At 48.1% G+C, this 19311-nt stretch carries 18 protein-coding genes; 5 read left to right on the forward strand and 13 right to left on the reverse strand.

The genetic code is table 11. The features are described from left to right. Positions 1-118 precede the first annotated feature (118 nt). From pstB to C0638_RS24850, 4 genes are all read right to left on the reverse strand, one after another. On the reverse strand, positions 119-961 hold the full coding sequence (gene pstB, locus C0638_RS24835) for a phosphate ABC transporter ATP-binding protein PstB (RefSeq protein WP_013370344.1): 843 nt from the start codon (positions 959-961) through the stop codon (positions 119-121). Between the two features lie 17 nt (positions 962-978). Continuing rightward, positions 979-1875 (reverse strand): phosphate ABC transporter permease PstA, encoded by an 897-nt coding sequence (pstA, locus tag C0638_RS24840; RefSeq protein ID WP_013309592.1) that lies wholly within the window; start codon positions 1873-1875, stop codon positions 979-981. Next, on the reverse strand, positions 1875-2807 hold the full coding sequence (pstC, locus tag C0638_RS24845; RefSeq protein ID WP_013370343.1) for a phosphate ABC transporter permease subunit PstC: 933 nt from the start codon (positions 2805-2807) through the stop codon (positions 1875-1877). The genes pstA and pstC overlap by 1 nt, the downstream gene beginning before the upstream one ends. Before the next feature lie 105 nt (positions 2808-2912). Then, complete coding sequence (locus C0638_RS24850) at positions 2913-3836, reverse strand: phosphate ABC transporter substrate-binding protein (protein WP_013370342.1); 924 nt, start codon at positions 3834-3836, stop codon at positions 2913-2915. 206 nt (positions 3837-4042) lie between these two features. On the opposite strand from C0638_RS24850, the gene C0638_RS24855 reads away from it, so the two are divergent. Beyond that, positions 4043-4930 carry a LysR family transcriptional regulator gene (locus tag C0638_RS24855; protein ID WP_044785432.1) on the forward strand — a complete coding sequence of 296 codons (888 nt, stop codon included), beginning with the start codon at positions 4043-4045 and terminating at the stop codon, positions 4928-4930. Between the two features lie 96 nt (positions 4931-5026). Here C0638_RS24855 and pyk read toward each other — a convergent pair whose 3' ends face one another. The 6 genes from pyk to C0638_RS24885 form a co-directional block, all read right to left on the reverse strand. Beyond that, positions 5027-6457: a pyruvate kinase gene (gene pyk / locus C0638_RS24860; protein WP_013370340.1), complete on the reverse strand. Its 1431-nt coding sequence runs from the start codon at positions 6455-6457 to the stop codon at positions 5027-5029. Between the two features lie 125 nt (positions 6458-6582). Then, positions 6583-7566 (reverse strand): acetyl-CoA carboxylase carboxyltransferase subunit alpha, encoded by a 984-nt coding sequence (locus C0638_RS24865; RefSeq protein ID WP_044785431.1) that lies wholly within the window; start codon positions 7564-7566, stop codon positions 6583-6585. Next, positions 7567-8460 (reverse strand): acetyl-CoA carboxylase, carboxyltransferase subunit beta, encoded by an 894-nt coding sequence (accD, locus tag C0638_RS24870; RefSeq protein WP_013370338.1) that lies wholly within the window; start codon positions 8458-8460, stop codon positions 7567-7569. 181 nt (positions 8461-8641) lie between these two features. Further along, the gene (locus tag C0638_RS24875) at positions 8642-8830 is read right to left on the reverse strand and encodes a hypothetical protein (protein ID WP_007429680.1); all 189 of its coding nucleotides are present in this window, start codon (positions 8828-8830) and stop codon (positions 8642-8644) included. A 153-nt stretch (positions 8831-8983) separates the two neighbouring features. Next, positions 8984-9481, reverse strand: coding sequence for a phosphatidylglycerophosphatase A family protein (locus tag C0638_RS24880; RefSeq protein WP_013370337.1), 498 nt, complete (start codon positions 9479-9481; stop codon positions 8984-8986). Between the two features lie 167 nt (positions 9482-9648). Continuing rightward, positions 9649-13314: a DNA polymerase III subunit alpha gene (locus C0638_RS24885; RefSeq protein ID WP_058711217.1), complete on the reverse strand. Its 3666-nt coding sequence runs from the start codon at positions 13312-13314 to the stop codon at positions 9649-9651. A 137-nt stretch (positions 13315-13451) separates the two neighbouring features. Here C0638_RS24885 and C0638_RS24890 point away from each other — a divergent pair, with 137 nt between their 5' ends. Next, a complete protein-coding gene (locus C0638_RS24890) occupies positions 13452-13781 on the forward strand; it encodes a YtrH family sporulation protein (protein WP_013309582.1) in 330 nt (109 codons plus the stop codon). A gap of 12 nt (positions 13782-13793) precedes the next feature. Then, positions 13794-14291, forward strand: a complete 498-nt coding sequence (locus C0638_RS24895) for a sporulation membrane protein YtrI (protein WP_013370335.1) — start codon at positions 13794-13796, stop codon at positions 14289-14291. A gap of 43 nt (positions 14292-14334) precedes the next feature. Here the strand turns inward: C0638_RS24895 and C0638_RS24900 are convergent, their stop codons facing one another. From C0638_RS24900 to C0638_RS24910, 3 genes are all read right to left on the reverse strand, one after another. After that, positions 14335-15669 (reverse strand): DRTGG domain-containing protein, encoded by a 1335-nt coding sequence (locus tag C0638_RS24900; protein ID WP_058711216.1) that lies wholly within the window; start codon positions 15667-15669, stop codon positions 14335-14337. Between the two features lie 196 nt (positions 15670-15865). Next, positions 15866-16150, reverse strand: a complete 285-nt coding sequence (locus tag C0638_RS24905; protein WP_013370333.1) for a hypothetical protein — start codon at positions 16148-16150, stop codon at positions 15866-15868. Positions 16151-16222: 72 nt separating this feature from the next. After that, complete coding sequence (locus tag C0638_RS24910; RefSeq protein ID WP_013370332.1) at positions 16223-16567, reverse strand: YlbF/YmcA family competence regulator; 345 nt, start codon at positions 16565-16567, stop codon at positions 16223-16225. Positions 16568-16729: 162 nt separating this feature from the next. Here C0638_RS24910 and C0638_RS24915 point away from each other — a divergent pair, with 162 nt between their 5' ends. Continuing rightward, on the forward strand, positions 16730-18109 hold the full coding sequence (locus tag C0638_RS24915) for a YheC/YheD family endospore coat-associated protein (RefSeq protein ID WP_058711214.1): 1380 nt from the start codon (positions 16730-16732) through the stop codon (positions 18107-18109). A gap of 43 nt (positions 18110-18152) precedes the next feature. Next, positions 18153-19307, forward strand: coding sequence for a YheC/YheD family endospore coat-associated protein (locus C0638_RS24920; protein WP_058711213.1), 1155 nt, complete (start codon positions 18153-18155; stop codon positions 19305-19307). The last annotated feature ends 4 nt before the right edge of the window (positions 19308-19311 follow it).

Consider the following 19311-nt stretch of genomic DNA (forward strand, 5'->3'; position numbering starts at 1 on the left):
TATTATATACAAATGTAAGAGTTTACTAAACTAACATAAAAAAACATCTTACCAATACTAGATTAGTAAGATGTTTTTTTATGTTTCATATATATAACAAGTCGCCAAACTGCACGGCTTATCCAAAGCGACCCATGATGTATTCTTGAGTCAACTCGTTTTCAGGATTGGTGAAAATATCATTTGTTTTCCCATGTTCAACCAAACTTCCGACATAAAAATAAGCCGTATAATCGGAAATCCGTGCAGCCTGCTGCATATTGTGCGTCACAATAACGATGCGCAGTTCTTTTTTCAATTCGGTAATAAGCTCTTCCACCTTGCCTGTAGACACAGGGTCCAGCGCGGAAGCTGGCTCGTCAAGCAACAGAATTTTCGGTTGGACAGAAAGTGCACGTGCAATACAAAGCCGCTGCTGTTGCCCGCCAGACAGAGCAAGAGCGGAATCGTGAAGACGATCCTTGACCTCATCCCATAATGCCGCCTTACGCAGGCTGCTTTCGACGATTTCATCAAGCTGCTTCTTTTTACGCACTCCCCGGTATTTAGGACCGAAGGCAATGTTATTATAAATCGATTTGTAAAAAGGGTTAGGCCGCTGCCACACCATGCCAATTTGCTGACGCAGCTTGATCACGTCCGTCTCTGGCGCGGTCAAATCCTGTCCGTCCATCCAAATATGTCCCGTTGTCGATGAAGACGCAATCTCATCATTCATTCGGTTAAGGGAACGCAAAAAAGTCGATTTACCACAGCCGGAAGGCCCAATCAGGGCGGTCACGGTCTGCTCTGGAAAAGCTAAGTTTACTTTTTTCACGGCCTCAAAACTTCCGTAATAAATACTCAAATCCTCAGTACTGAACGGATGTGGCGCTTGCCCCGCAAGTTGTTCTGAACGCGTAGACTGAACGGATGTTGCTGGTGTGGCGGTTTTTGCCGCTCGTGTAATCACATGTTCCATTGTTCTCCATCCCCTTTCTAATCCATTCGTTTGGCAGCTGTCAACCGACGGTAAACGACTCTTCCGAACCATCTTGCACTCAAGTTGAAGACCAGTACCAGCAGCACCAATACCGCAGAAGCGCCTGCCGCGATATCTTTGGAGTCAGGAGCAATACCTTCACTGTTGACCTTCCAAATATGAACAGCCAATGTTTCAGCAGGCCGCATCGGATTAATAGGCGATCTGGCATGCAATGGATTCCAATCGGTAAAATCAAGCGGCGGCGTACTCATCCCTGCTGTAAACAGCAATGCGGCGGCTTCGCCGAAAATGCGGCCTGCGGCCAAGATGGTACCCGTAATCAAGCTTGGCAGCGCAGCTGGCAACAAAATGGAGGTAATGATTTTCCACTTGGACAATCCAAGCGCAAGTCCGGCTTCCTTTTGCTCCTTCGGTACAGCGCGGAAAGCCTGCTCCGTTGTGCGAACCATCAGCGGCAGATTGAATACGGCCAAAGCCAGAGCCCCTGACAAGAGGGAAAAGCCAAAATCAAACGTATTTACGATGAGTAATAGTCCAAACAATCCAATGACGATCGACGGGAACGAGGACAATACTTCAACGACAAGTCGTATGAAGTCCGTAATTTTCCCCGGCTTTGCATATTGCGCCATGTAAATGCCGGCGCCCCAGCCAATTGGAATGGTAATAATCAAAGTTAAGATTAGCAAAAATACAGAATTAAACAGTTGCGGACCAATGCCGCCACCTGCACGTAACGTTTGCGGAGCACTGGTTAGAAAATCAAAAGAAATATGGCTAACTCCGCGGGCCAAAATGAAGCCCAGTAATCCCACCAAAAGTGCAACAATGAACAAGGCGAAGAAACAGATTACAAATGTAGCGATCTTGTCGGTCGTTTTAGCTTTCATCAAACCCGGTTTCTCCTTTCAAGCAGCCTAACCAGCAGCACGAAAATGAATGTCATGAGCAGAAGAACAAGCGCCATACTCCAGAGTGCATTGTTATGAACAGAGCCCATCGCTGTGTTGCCCATGCTAAGTGTAATGACGCTGGTCAAGGTCGAAGCGGATTCCAGCAAGGAATGCGGTATGTGCGGAGCATTCCCGATAACCATCTGTACAGCCAATGCTTCTCCGAAGGCACGAGCCATACCGAGAATAATTCCTGTTAAAAGAGCAGGCAGCAACGTCGGAATAATAACACGGGCAATCGTCTGCCAGCGGGTAGCACCCAACGCATAAGAGGATTCACGCAGCCCTCCCGGCAAAGAAGACAACGCATCCGCCATAATACTCGTAATTGTCGGTAAAATCATAACTGACAACACAAGGCAACCTGCGAGAATACCGATGCCTTGTCCCCCAAACACGTTTCTCAGCAGTGGGACGATTACGGTCAAGCCGACAAAGCCATAGACAACCGACGGAATGCCGGATAATAATTCAATGGCAGGCTGAAGGATGCGTTTACCCGATTTTGGCACGATTTCCGTCATAAACAAAGCTGCACACAAGCTAAGCGGACTGGCAATTAAGGCCGCTAATATGGTTACGGCAAAAGAACCCGTAATGAACGGAAGCGCGCCGAAGGACTTGGGCTCGCCATCCGGGCTCCATTTGGTTCCAAAGAAAAATTCTCGCAGACTGACTCCATTCACCGCAAATGTAGCTACACCTTTGGAGGCAACAAAATATACGATGGAGACAATGACTGCAACTAAAAAAACGACACAAACCGACGTATAGATGCGGCCGGTCCATTCTTCCCAGTAATGTCTTTCTTTCATAACTCGGGATCGTTTATTCTGTTCCATGTATGCCTTCCCTTCAATTGGTTCCATACTGTAACTCCTTTAACCGAAGAATAGAGGCCGGACGCTAGTCCGCCTCTTCTTCGTGAATATACTCGCGTTAGCTGCGTGCATCCGAACAGGAGATCGCTCTCCTTATTTCGTGATATTACCGTCAGCATCACGTTTCACTTGCATACCTGATACCGGAATGTATCCCAAGTCTACAACGTCTGTTTTTTGGATTTCATCAGACAGAATGTAGTCCAAGAATGCTTTTACATGTTCTTTTGGCTCACCCTTGGTGTACATATGCTCATATGCCCACACTGGATATTTACCTTGTTCTACATTTTCAACGTTAGCTTCCACACCGTCATACTTCAAAGCAGTAACTGTGTTGTCGATGTAGGACAGAGCCAGGTAACCAATCGCACCAGGTGTTTCAGCAATCAGCTTTTTCACAGTACCAGAGGAATCTTCCTGGATGGAGCCTGGCAGATCTTCCGTTTTTTGTCCCAGCGCATATTTTTCAAAGGTTGCACGAGTACCGGAGCTGCTTGGACGGTTCACGATCACGATTTTTTGATCTGCACCACCAACTTCTTTCCAGTTCGTAATTTTACCTGTGAAGATTTGTACCAGTTGATCTTTCTTCAGGTCTGTTACGCCTACTTTAGGATTCGCTACCGCTGACATGGCTACAACTGCTACTTGGTGATCGACCAACTCTTCTGCGCCGCTCTCCAGTTTTTCCTTTGCAAACACGTCAGAGTTACCGATATCCGCTTGTCCACCGGAAACTTGAGTCAAGCCAGTACCGCTACCGCCACCCTGCACTTGAACTGCAATGCCTTTATATTTATCGACAGCCATAAATTTTTGTCCCGCTTGCTCTACCAATGGTTGAAGTGCAGTGGAGCCAACAGCCAGAATATTACCTGTCAGTTCAGCAGCTGCTTTATTGTCTGTTCCTGCAGCAGCGTCTCCTTGTGGTGCAGCATTGTTACCTGATCCGCAAGCTGCAAGTGCAAATACCATGGTGAGAGTCATCAGAATGAACGGCCATTTTTTCAACATTTTTTATTGTCCTCCCCTTAGTTAAGTGACGGTTTTTTATTTATGACCATCAACACTTTTACATTGTAGGCCTGGAATGTTAGACGAACGACTAGGTTTTGTAAAACAAATATAAAATATTGATAGATAAATTGTTTTTCAGTATATAATTAATCTATAGTGTGAATTCACGCATAAATATCAAGTAAGGAGAATTGTTCGATTCCATGAATATTTTAAAATTGCGCATCTTAGTGCTGATCGACAAATTCCATAAAGCAACAGAGGTTGCCGAAACTTTGCAAATCAAACAGCCCACCGTCAGCTTTCATATGAAAAGTCTGGAAAAGGAAATGGGTGCGACCCTGTTCACTCTCCAACAAGGCAGAATTATGCTAACTGAGGCTGGTAAAAAAATGTTGCCTTACGCAAAGCAGATTCTCTCTCTCGAGCAAGAAGCCAGACAAGCTGTAGATGAAATGACAGAACAATCACAGGGCCTCTTACATCTGGGCGCAGAGTCGATTTCAGGCATGTATCTTCTCCCGACTATCATGGCTGATTTTGCTCAACAATATCCAGAATGTCGTATTCAGTTAGAAATTCAATCTCCGGATGTAATCAAGCAGCTACTGAAAGACGGAGAAGTTGATTTTGCTTTTCTCGACGATGGAGAATCTCTTCTGGAGAATACTGTGGCAGAACCAGTGGCTTCAGATCAGGTGGGAATTATCCGCTCTGCATCGGCAGAGACATCCAAGTCACTGGACATCAATGGGGCCGATACGCTGGATAAACACATATGGGTAAAATATAGCGGGGCATCCGTTGTAGATTCCTATTCCTCGCTAGTTAAATCCCATCTGGAAATCAACTCTTGGGAAGCAGTAAAGCAAGTGGTTAGTGGTGGAGAAGCGCTTGCCTTCTTTCCTGCCTGCGGAGTTCGTAGCGAGGATCATACTATCCCCTCGGTGGAATGGCTTCCTTATCCCGAAACTGACAGCACAAAGAGCCATTATCAAATAAACATCGTGTATCAACAAAATACACATAAGAACATGATGCAACAGGCATTCCTTGATTTTATACGACGAGAAGGAATAAGGACTAGCTAACAAAAAAAAGAGCATCCAGGCCTTATTGACCTGAATGCTCTTTTGCTTACTGTAACGAGTAGATGCCGTCCCAGTATTACTTCGTGGAGACTACAATTACGCTTGTGCTGGAACGCAGCTAATTTTGATCAGGTTCGTGGAACCGGAATCACCAAGAGGTACGCCCGCTGTAATCACAACCAAATCGCCCTCTTTAACGAGGCCAGATTTGCGACCACCTTCCAGCGCATTGTCAAACAGACTATCTGTTGTGTCGACGATTGGTCTGCCTTGTACTGCATGTACGCCCCAGATCAGAGCCAAACGGCGAACTGTTCTTTCCTGTGTTGTCACAGCGATAATTGGAGCTTCTGGACGGTATTTAGAGATCATACGCGCCGTTGTTCCGCTTTGTGTGGACGTCAGGATTGCTTTGGCATGCAGGTCAAGAGCAGAAATAGAAACGGATTGGCTGATTGCTTCTGTAATACTAATTTCTTGCGCCGTTCTTTGTTTTTTGAACAAATCGCGGTAGTTCAGAGAAGACTCAGCTTTTTCGGCAATACGTGACATTGTCAGTACAGATTCTACCGGATATTTCCCAGCAGCTGTTTCGCCGGACAGCATAATTGCATCTGTTCCGTCAAAAATAGCATTGGCTACGTCACTTGCTTCCGCACGAGTCGGACGCGGGTTACGTTGCATGGAATCCAGCATTTGTGTTGCTGTAATAACAGGCTTGCCAGCTACATTACATTTGTTAATCATCAATTTTTGCGCCAGAGGCACTTCTTCAGCAGGGATTTCCACACCGAGGTCACCACGGGCAACCATCAGACCATCCGAAGCTTCCAAAATTTCATCCAGGTTGTCAACACCTTGCTGATTTTCTATTTTGGAAATGATTTGAATGTGGCTTGCATTGTGCTTCGCCAGCAATTCACGGATTTCCAGTACATCACTTGCTTTACGAACAAAAGAAGCTGCGATGAAATCAATGTCCTGCTCAATACCAAAAATGATATCATTAGCATCTTTCTCCGTAATACCAGGCAATGAGATAGCAACGCCTGGAACGTTAACGCCTTTCTTGCTTTTGATCGTTCCGCCATTGACAATGCGGCATTTGATTTCAGTGCCTGATACTTCAATAACGGTGAGTCCGATCAGACCATCGTCGATCAGAATGGTGGAGCCGGGCTCCACGTCCGAGGGAAGATCCTTGTACGTAATGGAGATACGATCTTGCGTACCGAGAATTTCTTCCGTTGTCAGCGTAATGAACTCGTCCTGAACAAGCTCAATAGGTTCAACTTCGAGCTTTCCTGTCCGGATTTCCGGCCCCTTCGTATCGAGCAAAATAGCAACATTTTTGTTAAGCTCCTTACAAGCTTGACGGATGTTTTTAATCCGGTTGCCATGCTCCTCGAAATCACCGTGAGAGAAATTCAGGCGGGCTACGTTCATACCAGCCATAATCAGTTTCTTCACATTTTCCAATGATTCACTGGAAGGACCGATGGTACATACAATCTTAGTTTTGCGCATTTGGGTTTTTCCTCCGTTTTCAAAGGTGCTACTCTTTATATCTTTTTCCAACAATTAAATCTACTACACTTTTTCCTATTTGTATAGGAAGTTCGTCATATTTATTGTTACCCGTTTCCAGCGTATTACAACATAGGTTCAGATTCCGAAGGTTTTAAGAAAGTATATTGACCTATTTTCCGGAATTTTTGATACCTGTCTTCTCTCAATTCATCGCAGCTCATATTCGTAAGGTCTGCCAAATGGCGTTCTAATAACTCCTTGATTGCAGCAGCAGTCACTTCATAGTTACGATGTGCGCCCCCTTTCGGCTCTGGCACAATACCCTCGATAATCTCCATGCGCAGGAGGTCATTAGCGGTGATCTTCATCGCTTCAGCTGCCTGATCTGCCTTAGAAGCATCTTTCCATAGAATCGAGGCTGCGCCGTTTGGAGAAATGGCCGAATAAATAGCATGTTCCAGCATCAGCACACGGTTACCCACTGCAAACGCAAGCGCACCGCCGCTTCCCCCCTCGCCGATGACCACACAAATAACAGGCACCGAAAGCTTTGCCATCTCCCGCAAATTGCGGGCAATCGCTTCCGATTGACCTCTCTCCTCTGCTGTATTACCCGGATAAGCGCCCTTCGTATCAATAAATGTAATAATAGGACGCTTAAATTTGTCAGCCTGCTGCATCAGCCGCAAGCCTTTACGGAATCCTTCCGGATGGGCACTACCAAAAAAGCGTGCAATGTTATCTTTCGTATCCTTACCACGTTGCTGGCCAATGACGGTCACCGGAATACCATTTAGCTTGGCAATCCCGCCCACAACCGCCAGATCGTCTCCGAACAAGCGGTCGCCATGCAATTCAATAAAGTCCGTAAACACCTGCTCGATCAAATCAAGGGACGTTGGCCTTTGATGATGGCGGGCCAGATGCATTTTTTGCGATGCTGTAATGTTAGAATATATTTCTTCTTCCATCTGGAGATAACGTTCTTCCAGGCGGTTAATTTCATCTGTAAAATCAATTTGCTTATCCTGTCCGAATTGCTTAAGTTCTTCGATCTTCTGTCGCATCTCGACCAGGGGCTTTTCATAAGGCAATTCGCCAGCCATTTATTCCTCCCCTTTCACACTGTGCAGATCAAGCAATTGCCCAAGGGTATCACGCAGTTCCTTGCGATGTACAACCATATCCAATTGTCCGTGCTGCAAATTAAATTCGGAAGTTTGGAAATCATCCGGCAGCTTCTGTCTGATCGTTTGCTCAATTACAATACGACCTGCAAAACCGAACACAGCACCTGGCTCTGCAATAATAATATCTCCAAGCATAGCAAAGCTGGCGGAGACTCCACCTGTAGTCGGATCAGTGATCACAGAAATATAAAGCAATCCCTGCTCGTCCAGACGAGCGAGAGCAGCGCTTGTTTTGGCCATCTGCATCAGACTCAGAATACTTTCCTGCATACGTGCCCCACCGGATGTGGAGAAGATGATAAGCGGCAAGCGCTTGTCTATCGCCTGCTCAATGGCGCGCGTAATTTTCTCTCCTACGACTGAGCCCATACTGCCTGTAAAAAAGTCAAAGCTCATCACCGCTACGACAACAGGAAGCCCATGAATAAGGCCGTCGCCCGTAACGACAGCCTCGCGCAGGCCAGCTTTCAGGGTCTGTTGCTCCAACTTACTTGCATATCCCGGAAAGTCCAGCGGATCAACCGAAATCATATCGGCATCATATTCCGTAAACGTGTCTTCGTCGAGCACCATACGAATGCGATCCATCGCATTCAAACGCATATGGTATCCGCACACCGGACACACTTTCAAATTTTTCTCCAACTCTTTGCTGTATTGAATACTTCCGCACTTGCCACATTTGGTCATAAGACCTTCGGGAATTTCCCGTTTGGGACGATCCGGCATGTCCGCTTGATCGCCGCTCAGCGCCCGTTCCGAAGGGATGGTCGCGTATTTACGCTTCTTTTGGAATAAATCTTTAAACACAACTACACCTCTCCAGCCGTTTATTTGTCAGCCGTAACCGATACAAGGTCCTCTGCCGTCGATGCGGCACCTCTTAAGCATTATGTTCATACACACGTCAACGCCAGTTAATACAACATTACCGCCGATCGTGCATCCTTTGTTCCATTCATGCTGCTGTATCACTTCCGCCGTTCCGGACTCAAGGGCGCAAAATCGAATTCAGCACTTCCTGTATTTCTTCGACTTCACCCGAAGGCACAAGTATCTCAAACTGTTGCTTGGATGCACTGATGGCCCGGGTCTGCACCATAAAACCTTCTTCAGACAGTTTGAGCTTAATCATGTCAGCCAGTCTGGCCGTCGGTGCAATATATATCACCGTCCACATGCCTTGTTTCTACCCCCTAAGCCTCAAGTTTTGAGCCCATATAATAGACTCATGATAACATACCTTACTTTTTTCCCGCAACAAAAGCCCTCCTGATCATTCAAGTTCCGTCGGAGGGCCTAGAAAATCATTAATTCTGTTTATTCAGGCCAATTAAACATCCAATGATGCAGGATAATGCTTGGCATGAAGGCTCCGATGGGCAATACGCGAAGAAGCGGCGGCAGCCAATCCGGCGACAAGATCATCTAAAAACACATGAATACCACTGCCTTTTTGGTTCAGCTTTTCGATAATTCCAATCTTTTCTTTATCCAGATAGCCAAAACTGGTTAAGCCGATCATGCCGTACACGCTCGTAATGCCAAGAGCCATTGTCTCGTCCACTCCATACAGCGGTTCGTCTGCCTCCATAATGGCTTGAAGTGGCTGGGGAAGAAGTTTTTTTTCGGCCAGCTCATCAAGCGCAATGCCTGTCAGCAGTGTATATTGTACCTCTCGCTTTTGCAAAACCGCTTTGACACTTTCTACACATTCTTCCATAGTCAAATGAGGATAATATTTTAGCTGAAGCTGAAAAACAATGTCCGCAATGGACTCGATCTGAATGCCTCTGCGATTTAACAAGGTTTCTGCATATTCATAGGACATAATTTCCCTCCCGCTTTCACCATGCAGTTCTATTCTTCCACCGTGCGGGACTTTATGGTGCAGGATACGTGTTGAACCTCCTGTTCCGCCAGTTTTCCAAGTGTATGCGAAAGGGAAGGAAAATGTTCATTAAACCGTTACAATAAAGACGAGTTGCTGTGTGCCTGTCATTTGACTTTCACGGTGCCTTCACCCAGCATCGATTCCATTCGATCAAAAAGCTGAGGAGAAGGCTTAATGCTGTAAGCATCACTCAACGCCAGCAGACGCTGGTTGCTCTCGTAAAAAAGTACGGTAGGTACAGCACCGGGATGCTCCTGTAGCAATGCCTTGAGGCTGACCAGCAAGCTGGCGTCCTCCTCGGCCTGGCGGGTGATTTTGACAAACACCCGCTGACGGGCGGGCGATTCCGAGCCGCGCGGGGAAGGCACCTGCTCACTGTGAGCCGCTTCGCCTCTGCGTTGTGAAGAAGCCGCTACGGGACGAGCCTCCTTCTGCTGGGGCGACGCTGATGGAGCTGCTGCCGAAAGCGAGGTCGACACACGTGGCGCTCTCCCGCCCGTATTGCCAGCAGCTGGCACGGATGTTCCAGCTGCTGCGGACGAACGTGCTCCGGTACGCCGGCGCTGAAGAAGCCGTGACAGCGCGTCTTCCGCCAACGGAACTGCCTCATCCGCTAGGAGCTTGAAGTGTTCGTCCTGCTGCTGCATCTTGGCGCGAAGTGCAAGCAAGGCACCTTTTTCAATCCACTGCTGGCTTCGCTTCCAAACTTCAGGAAACAGCACAACCTCACAGCGTTCAATCTGATCCTCCAGCTCAATAAAGGCCATAGCCTTTCCCTGCTTGGTCGTAATCGTCTTGAGTGACACCACCATGCCTGCGGTCACAATAACCGTTTCATCTGGCACATCGCTCAGCTCCATCAGACGATCCGCTTGGCTGCTTTCCAGCAGCGACTCAAAATCATCTAGCGGATGCCCAGACAAATACAGTCCCAGCAGTTCGCGTTCCAGCTCTAATTGCTGGCTGGTACTAAATGGGGGTACATTGGGATATTCGATATCCCAATTAGGCATTTCCACAAACCCAAACATATCAATTTGCAAATCGTCACGTTCCTTGCGCCATTTGGCAGCTGCATCCACCGTTTCATCAAGCATGGCAAGCAACTGTGCCCGATGGCCTGTCAATGAATCAAATGCCCCTGCCTGAATGAGCGATTCAATCACTCTCTTATTACACACCCTTAAATCAACACGTCGACAAAAATCGAGCAGACTGTCGAAAGGACGTTCCTTACGAACAGCAAGAATGCTTTCCATTGCTTGTGTGCCGACATTTTTAATTGCAGCCAGTCCAAAGCGGATATCACCGTGCTGTAATGGGGTAAACAGCACCCCACTCTCATTCACATCAGGCGGCAACACTGCGATATCCATACGACGACATTCGACGACATATTCAGCCACTTTTCGGTGACTTCCCATTACGGCCGTCAGCATGGAAGCCATGAATTGTACAGGATAGTGAGCCTTAAGATAAGCCGTCTGGAATGCTAGCACACCATAAGCGGCGGCATGGGCACGCGGAAAACCGTAGTCGGCAAAACGGACGATCATATCGTAAACCCTTCCAGCTTCCTCCTCCGTGTAGCCCTGCTTGATACTGCCATCGACAAAATGGCCACGTTCCCGATCCAGCACCTCACGCTTTTTCTTGGATACCGCGCGGCGCAGCAGATCAGCCTCTCCCAAAGAAAAGCCAGCCATGCGCGAAGCAATCTGCATGATTTGTTCCTGGTACACAATAATACCGTACGTATCCTTTAAGATCGGTTCAAGATCAGAATGTGGATAAGAAATCTCAATCTGTCCGTGCTTAGCCTGTATAAAGTTAGGAATAAAGCCCATCGGACCCGGACGATACAAAGCCACGACAGAAATGATATCCTCAAAAACACTCGGTTTCAAATCCTTGAGCACCCGGCGTACACCGGCCGACTCCAGCTGGAACACGCCTCCTGTATCTCCTTTGCCCAGCAAGTCATAGGTATGCGGGTCATCATCGGGAATACGGCTAAAGTCAGGTGTTTCTCCATGCTGCTCCGCAATCCAGCGCATGCACCGTTCAATAATGGAGAGCGTACGCAGTCCAAGGAAATCCATTTTCAGCAAACCGATGCGTTCCAGATTTTCCATCGAGTACTGCGTTAAAGGAACCCCTTCGCTCCCCTCTTGCAGCGGAACAGCATCGGTCAGTGGAGTCCGCGAGATGACAACACCTGCCGCATGTGTCGAAGCATGACGAGGCATTCCTTCTACTTTGATCGCCATATCCAGCAGTTCACGTGTCTTGGGCTTCGTTTCATACAGAGCCTTCAGCTCGGGGGTAATCTCCAGCGCATGTCGGATATTAATACCGAGCTGCGCCGGGATCAACTTGGCTGCCTTGTCCACCTCGCCATACGGCACGTTCAATACACGGCCGACGTCACGGACTGCAGCTCTTGCCGCTAATGTCCCAAAGGTAATAATTTGCGCTACATGCTCATTTCCGTACTTCTGTACTACATAGTCGATAACCTCGTCGCGGCGTTCATCGCTAAAATCAATATCTATATCCGGCATACTGATCCGTTCAGGGTTCAGAAACCGTTCAAAGAGCAGATTGTATTTCATTGGATCAACATTCGTGATATTAAGCACATAGGCAACCAAACTACCTGCGGAGGAACCCCGTCCCGGACCGGTTGCAATCTTATGCTTATGAGCAAAAGCGATAAAATCCCATACGATCAGGAAATAATCGCTGAAACCCATACTATCGATCGTATTTAATTCGTAGTTCAGCCGCTGGTCCAGTCTTTCCCGCTCCTCTGGCTGCTCCCACACAGGATCGCCTCCATAGCGACGCTCCAGCCCTTGCACGCACAGACTACGCAAATAGGACGAAGACGTCATGTCCTCCGGCAGCGGGCGATATTCAGGCAAAATAGATTGGCCGAATTCCAGTTCCAGCTCGCACTTCTCAGCAATACGCACTGTATTGGCGATGGCTTCTGCTACATGTGGAAATAAACGAGCCATTTCCTCCTGACTTTTCAGATACAACTGACGTGTTGGTATCCGCAAGCGCTCCTCATCGTCAACTGTCTTCCCTGTCCCAATACAGATCAGGACGTCCTGGACATCAGCATCCGGCTCGGTTAAGTAATGCACGTCATTCGTCGCCACTAGCGGAATATCCAGTTCCTTTGCCAGTGCGATCAATTGAGGATTTACGCGCTTTTGCTCCGACAGACCATGATCCTGAAGCTCCAGATAAAAGTCATCGCCAAAAATGCTATGGTATCGTTCCGCTGCACGTCGTGCTTCGGTTTCTCTGCCATGCAGCAAATGCTGCGGCACTTCACCGCCCAAGCAAGCGCTCAAGCATATGATGCCTTCATGATGGGCAGCCAAAGCATCCATATCGATGCGCGGCTTATAGTGAAAACCCTCCAAATGGCCAATGGAGCACAGCTTCATTAGATTTTGATAGCCTGTTTTATTTTTGGCGAGCAAAATTAAATGATATATAGGCTGATCCTTCCGGCTGCCACGCTCCTTGCGCGATCCTGCCGTCATATAAGCCTCACACCCGATAATCGGCTTAATGCCGTTCTCTACACATGCTCTATAAAAAGGAATGGCACCGTACATGACCCCATGATCTGTAAGAGCCAGCGCCTTCATTCCGTAAGCTGATGCCTGTTTGACCAATTCCTCGGTACGAGCCGCGCCGTCCAGCAGGCTGTACTCGCTGTGAACATGCAAATGCACAAATGAACTCATGCGCTTCTCTTCCCTTCACCGCTTGATTTTCTTCAAACTATTTTATCATATCCGCGTTAGTAGCGCCCATAGAATAAAAGTACAGACCCGGGCGGACAAGCGCGGTCCTGATTCATATACCCAAGGAGGAAAAGGGCATGAGCACTTTTATATCCAAAGCGATTCTCGACTTCTTCATTGCCTTCGGCATCGTGCTCGGAGGAGCCATGCTCGGCGGAATGGGAGCTGTAGTATCGCTTCAGCCACCTACCCAGACGATGCTGGAGGTTGCAGGAAGGATTAAAATATGGGCGCTTGCCGCCGCTGTGGGGGGAACGATGGACCCGATCCGGGTCATTGAGAGCAATATGTTGGATGGTAATTTGTCACCTGCCATTAAGCAGATATTGTATTTGATTTTCGCCTTTCTAGGCGCTCATATGGGTGCAGAGCTGGTCAAGTGGGTATGCGGCAACGGACGGCCGTGAGGTGAAACGACTATGAGAGTTCCCCCCTTTGAGCGCCTGCGCCCTTTTATGCAATTATCCTCCGTTTTTGTACTCGGTATGATTACGGGAGGAATGATCTATAATGCCATCTGGCATGCGAGCTTCAATCAGCTGTGGGTGAACAACCAGGACCTTCAATTCCAGCTCCAGCAAGCCGAAGAGGACAACAAAACATTACGTAAATACAGCAAGCGCCAAACCGTCATCAAAGAAATCAAGCTGATCGCGGAGGAAGCTTCGGCTGAAAAAATTGACTCTATTAATCTAAAAGAGCTTCTTCGCCGCGTCAGTCGTGATCTGGAGGTGCTGCGCGGCAGAGATATGTTTGAGATTGACTCTGATAGCAAGCTGGTACGTATGTTGCTGCACCAAAAAAAATACACCGTTCGTGACAAGGAGTATACAATCCAGGTCAAAACGATGCTTGTAATGGAAGGTGTGCTGCAAATTTGGCTGGAGGCCAAAGAAAGACTGCCTCAAAGCCACTAATCGATCTATTTCACCCCACCTTTTGCTCCAATCCAGAGGTAGATCAACCATGTTCAATAGATTGGAGCGTCATCACTGCTTTACACACCAAATGATTTTCCCGTGAAATCGCAATTTCTAGCTTACATGTGCGGCGACTCATCTCGAGCAGCAACGGACGAAGAACGACAGCATCCTCAATCTGTACCGGTCGAATAAAATAAGTCGTCAAATTATCCAGCACATAATCCTTGCCGCTCATATCTCTAGCTGCTCGGTAGCCCGCTTGTGTCATCACGTTGACCAGTACGCCTTCCGAGATCGTCCCTAAATTGGTGGCCATCTGTGGAATGATAAAACCGCGAAAAAATAAGGATCCGTCCTCATTACGCTCCTCAGCAAAACCGTTCCAAATCAGCTGGTCGAACGTCTCGCCCAGTTGTGGCTGCTTTTGGGCGTTACGCAGTGCTTCCAGCACCTCACGCCGTGTAACGGACCCAAGCAGCTTACGGTTGCGGTCCACGACCGGCAAGTAATCTACACCTTCCCATGCCATCATTTGAGCAGCAGAAGCCAGCGAGGTCTGGTAGGTGACCGTAATTGGGTTACGGATCATACATTTATCCATCGTATGCTCAGGTTGAAGTCCTTCCACATCTTTACGGCTGACGATACCAATTAAACGATTCCATTCATCCACTATGGCAAAATGATGATATCCTGTGGTCGCTGATAGCTGTTCAAATTCGGTAAGCGTGCTGTTGATTTTCAAGGTCAGCGTCTTCGGTTTGCTTGCCGCAATGTCTTCAATCAACATAATTTTCTTTTTGATCAGGCGGTCAAATATTGCTCTATTAATCATAGATGCCACCGTAAATGTATCATGGCGCGAGGAAATAATCGGCAGACTAATCTGGTCTGCAAGCTGCTTAACCTCCCGACTCGTACCGAACCCCCCTGTAATCAGCACACCTGCCCCTTGCTCTAATGCAAGCGAATGTGCATCCTCCCGGTTACCTACGATCAGCAAACTGCCTGCGTCAATATAACGAGCCATCGCTTCCTCACGCATCGCCCCGATCACATACTTGTGCAACGGCTTCTCTAGCCCCTCGCTTCCGCCCAGCACATGTCCCTCTACAATATTCACGACATCCGCAAAGGTCAGCTGCTCAGACAAGCCACGTGGGCGCTTCTCCACTCGTACTGTTCCGATCCGTTCCTTGGTAATGACAATTCCTAAATTCTCTGCTTCTTTCACGGCCCGATAAGCCGTGCCTTCGCTAACGCTCATTTCTTTAGCCAACCTGCGTACAGAAATTTTGGAGCCTATTTTCAACTGCTCGATATGACGCAATAGCTGCTCATGCTTCGTAACTGTTTCATCTAGCCCGTCCAACCTGTTACACCCCCAACGTTCAATCTGTATCATTCTGTATCTATTATACCACAAAACCCCTTTGTTTTAGACCCTTGTTATTAGGATATCTTTCCTTTGGAAATAACAAAAAAGCGGTCCCTTGTTACAAGAGACCGCTTCGTACTAGGATTGATTTGTAATTTAGGAGCAAGCTTAGGACAATCCGGAGGAAAACTTACAGCATATTGCCTTTGTCAGCTTTATTATCCCATTTCATCTGCCACTGCTGCATTTTGGCCCGTCGCACACGCTCCAGCGTTTTGCGTTTTTCCTCATCTACACCCAGCAAAAAATGCAGGTTCGCTCCGATGACAAGCAACGCAAAAAGTACCCATACCATCCCAAAGCCGTTGACCCAGTTCAAACCACCTGCCAGCGAGATGCGTGGTAACGCGACCAATACCATAGCCAATGCGATCAGTGTGTACATACCGTGTTTCCATTTTTTAAAAGAACCCAATCGTATCCCTTCCTCTCCCTGTGACTCTATGTATCTAGTCTATGAGAGGACAGGAAGGAATATGAGACAAACTTACAGAGACGAACCGTACAAATGTTGAAGACTGTCTGCAATAATCTTATTTACGTCCTCAATAATCACTGCCAGGCGACGTTCAGCGTCGAACAGACGACGGATGTTAAGGTTCAAGCTGAGTACCTCGAACATTTTTTCCATCTTTTCCATCTCTTCCTGTGCTGGCATATCGCCGCTCATCATCCGCTGTTGCACTTCCATTTGGCGTTCACGGAAATCGTCGAGCATTTTCTTGGCTTCCGGATCAGTCTCAATCAGCTTCATCGCTGATGTAATTTCCTCTACCTCTTTGCTTTCCTTCAATGCTTTCGCTAAATCATGGGCTTTGTCATAGATATTCATGATTGTTCATTCCTCCATTACAAGTTTTGTGTCAACATTTCACATTGTCCGTCAATCACCAAGGTATATATGTCCTCATATGATGAATCAGTGCTATTACAGCCCATTCACGTTTCCCGTTACTTTCAAGACATCAAGTTGCTGCCCGGAAGGAGATCCACGATGTCCATCAAAAAAACAACGATTCAAATCATCGGATCGGGCATCTTGCAGGATGACGTACTCATGGTCGGCGAGTCCCTGCTTCGCAAATGGAAAATATCCACAGGCCACCCCGTTCAGCTCGCCTTCGGTTCGTTCCGCCAAGAGGTTACCGTCATATCGGTACCCCGATACAGCGGTCTACGCGTGGGAAGCGTGCTGGCCCGAAAAATGGGGCTTCATGCCAGTCATGACAGTTGTAATCTGCGAGTAACCTACAGCCGAGGCCGCCGGACACTTCGAGTGGGCCCACTTATTAGCGTGCTGGTTAGTCGTGACTATCCCGAACAGCCCGACAAGCCTTTCGGGTCGATCACCCTGTTCTGCCGTGAACTAGTCGGGGAATGCCGCAGACAAGGAGCATATGTGTATTTCTTCACCCCGGAGCATATCGGAAGTCAGCCCGGGCGAGTTCAGGGATGGGTGTATGACGGAGGCTGGAAAAAGACGGTCATGCCTGCCGGCGATGTCGTCAATAACCGGCTTACCTCCCGTAAACTCGAGAACAGAACTAGCGTACAGCATTTCATGAAAGAAGTAAAATCGCAGTACGGCACGGCCTTTTTTAATGAAAAGTTTTTGGATAAGAACGAAGTGTTTGATGCACTCAAATCGAATTCTTCCCTGCGCAAGTATTTACCCGAGTCCCACTTGCTGCAAACCTTTGCCGTTTTCAAAAAAATGTGCAACCAGTATCCCTCTGTTTTTCTCAAACCCGTGCGCGGAAGCCTTGGTAAAGGCATTATGCGCATTAACAAGCAAACCGATGGTACCTTTTCGGTGCTATCCACAACAGCGGGCACCCCCCGAAAGCAAACGTACGCCAACGTCGATAAACTGTACAAAAGCTTAGCGGGAAAAATGAAATCAACACGCTTTCAGCTGCAACAGGGTCTTACCTTGATTGATCACGGTAAACGTCCGGTCGATTTTCGCGCGCTTGTACAAAAAAATGCGTCTGGAACCTGGACCGTAACATCCATTGTCGCTCGGATCGCCGGAGGCAGCCACTTTGTATCCAATCTGGCAAGAGGCGGTACGCTCAGTACAGTCAAGGAAGCACTGGCCAAAACCACGCTGCCCGCAACTGTTAAATCGAATGGTCTTACCTCTCTCAAAACAGCAGCACTGGATATCGCAAGCGGAGTAGAAAAGGCAATTCCCGCCCATTTCGCGGAATTTGGTATTGATTTGGCGATTGACAGCACGGGGCGTATCTGGTTGCTGGAGGTCAATTCCAAACCATCAAAAAATGACAATACGCCGTTAAACGATCAGAAAACCCGCCCGTCCGTAAAAAAAATGATTGAATACTGCTGTTATTCAGCCGGATTCAAATGAATCCATCTCTTTCAGAGTCCGGCTGCCAAAGGAGCTGTTGTCGGTGTCTCTTGTTATGCCAGGCATGCTGGGCGTGCTTGTTAGCCGAAAGCAGGACGCTACTCCCCCTATTACCGAAGCCGATTTCTGCCGCAGGCTAAGTTTGTTGGGCAAGCGCTCTGGTATTAGCGTAATGGCGTTTACCGCCGAAGGAGTTTCACCTGAAGATCATTCCATACGGGGTTATGTTTATCGTGCTGGATTATGGACATTCGGCCGCTTTCCCTTGCCGGATATTGTTTATAACCGCTGTCTCCATGTCCATGAGAGCCAGAATGTCAAGCGCACACTGGGAGACATAGCGGAGCAAAAATCGTGCAAGCTCATCTACTGGTCGCGTAACTTGCCTGGCAAATGGCAGGTATATCGCGCTCTGCATACGGTAGATAAAGTGCGGCCCTTTGTACCGCCTACGGCCCCATACCGGGATACGCTCCAGCTTGTGGAGTGGCTGCAACGCCATTCGGAGCTATTTATGAAACCACAGTCCGGAACACATGGCAAGGGCACGCTGTATCTCCGGCTGGCGGAAGGAGGTCAGGGACTGTACGTACAAGGCAGGAACTCCCAAAATCGCCCGTTCCGTCGCTTGTTTTCTGAATTGGATGCAGGATTGTCATGGATCGACGGTATTGCACACAAACGCGCCTATATCGTGCAGCCTTATTTGAAATTAACAAGCCAAAGCAATCATCCCTTTGATGTTCGCGCGCTCATGCAAAAGGACGGCAACGGTTGTTGGCGCCTGACGGGCTTTGCCGTGAGAGAAGGCAGAAAAGGAACTCTGACTTCCAATCTGCACGGTGGGGGCGAAGCCCATCCGGCAGAGCCTTACCTTCGTGAACAATTTGGCGTGGACAGCACACGTCTCATCATCGGGCAGATGATGGAGCTGTCCTTGACCATTGCCGGGGCGTTGGAGGAACGCTATGGTCGCCTTGGCGAGTTGGGAATTGATTATGGTATTGACCGGAGCGGGAATATCTGGCTGTTGGAGGTTAATTCCCGCCCTGGTCGGGCTTCCTTTTTTCAGACTCGTCAGCCAGAGTGCGCTTTTCGGTCGGTCAACCGCCCGCTCGAATATGCTCGATATTTAATGACCCATTCCAAAGCGACAGGGCCAAAGGGCGCGGGCGCCTCCCTTGAACATACGGTATAGGAGG

Source organism: Paenibacillus sp. lzh-N1 (assembly GCF_002872435.1).
GTDB lineage: Bacteria > Bacillota > Bacilli > Paenibacillales > Paenibacillaceae > Paenibacillus > Paenibacillus polymyxa_C.

Bases quoted from the DNA above. Each gene is read 5' to 3' on its own strand.
- pstB (WP_013370344.1), bottom strand. From the start codon at position 961: ATGGAACATGTGATTACACGAGCGGCAAAAACCGCCACACCAGCAACA.
- pstA (WP_013309592.1), bottom strand. From the start codon at position 1,875: ATGAAAGCTAAAACGACCGACAAGATCGCTACATTTGTAATCTGTTTC.
- pstC (WP_013370343.1), bottom strand. From the start codon at position 2,807: ATGGAACCAATTGAAGGGAAGGCATACATGGAACAGAATAAACGATCC.
- C0638_RS24850 (WP_013370342.1), bottom strand. From the start codon at position 3,836: ATGTTGAAAAAATGGCCGTTCATTCTGATGACTCTCACCATGGTATTT.
- C0638_RS24855 (WP_044785432.1), top strand. From the start codon at position 4,043: ATGAATATTTTAAAATTGCGCATCTTAGTGCTGATCGACAAATTCCAT.
- pyk (WP_013370340.1), bottom strand. From the start codon at position 6,457: ATGCGCAAAACTAAGATTGTATGTACCATCGGTCCTTCCAGTGAATCA.
- C0638_RS24865 (WP_044785431.1), bottom strand. From the start codon at position 7,566: ATGGCTGGCGAATTGCCTTATGAAAAGCCCCTGGTCGAGATGCGACAG.
- C0638_RS24875 (WP_007429680.1), bottom strand. From the start codon at position 8,830: ATGTGGACGGTGATATATATTGCACCGACGGCCAGACTGGCTGACATG.
- C0638_RS24880 (WP_013370337.1), bottom strand. From the start codon at position 9,481: ATGTCCTATGAATATGCAGAAACCTTGTTAAATCGCAGAGGCATTCAG.
- C0638_RS24885 (WP_058711217.1), bottom strand. From the start codon at position 13,314: ATGAGTTCATTTGTGCATTTGCATGTTCACAGCGAGTACAGCCTGCTG.
- C0638_RS24890 (WP_013309582.1), top strand. From the start codon at position 13,452: ATGAGCACTTTTATATCCAAAGCGATTCTCGACTTCTTCATTGCCTTC.
- C0638_RS24895 (WP_013370335.1), top strand. From the start codon at position 13,794: ATGAGAGTTCCCCCCTTTGAGCGCCTGCGCCCTTTTATGCAATTATCC.
- C0638_RS24910 (WP_013370332.1), bottom strand. From the start codon at position 16,567: ATGAATATCTATGACAAAGCCCATGATTTAGCGAAAGCATTGAAGGAA.
- C0638_RS24915 (WP_058711214.1), top strand. From the start codon at position 16,730: ATGTCCATCAAAAAAACAACGATTCAAATCATCGGATCGGGCATCTTG.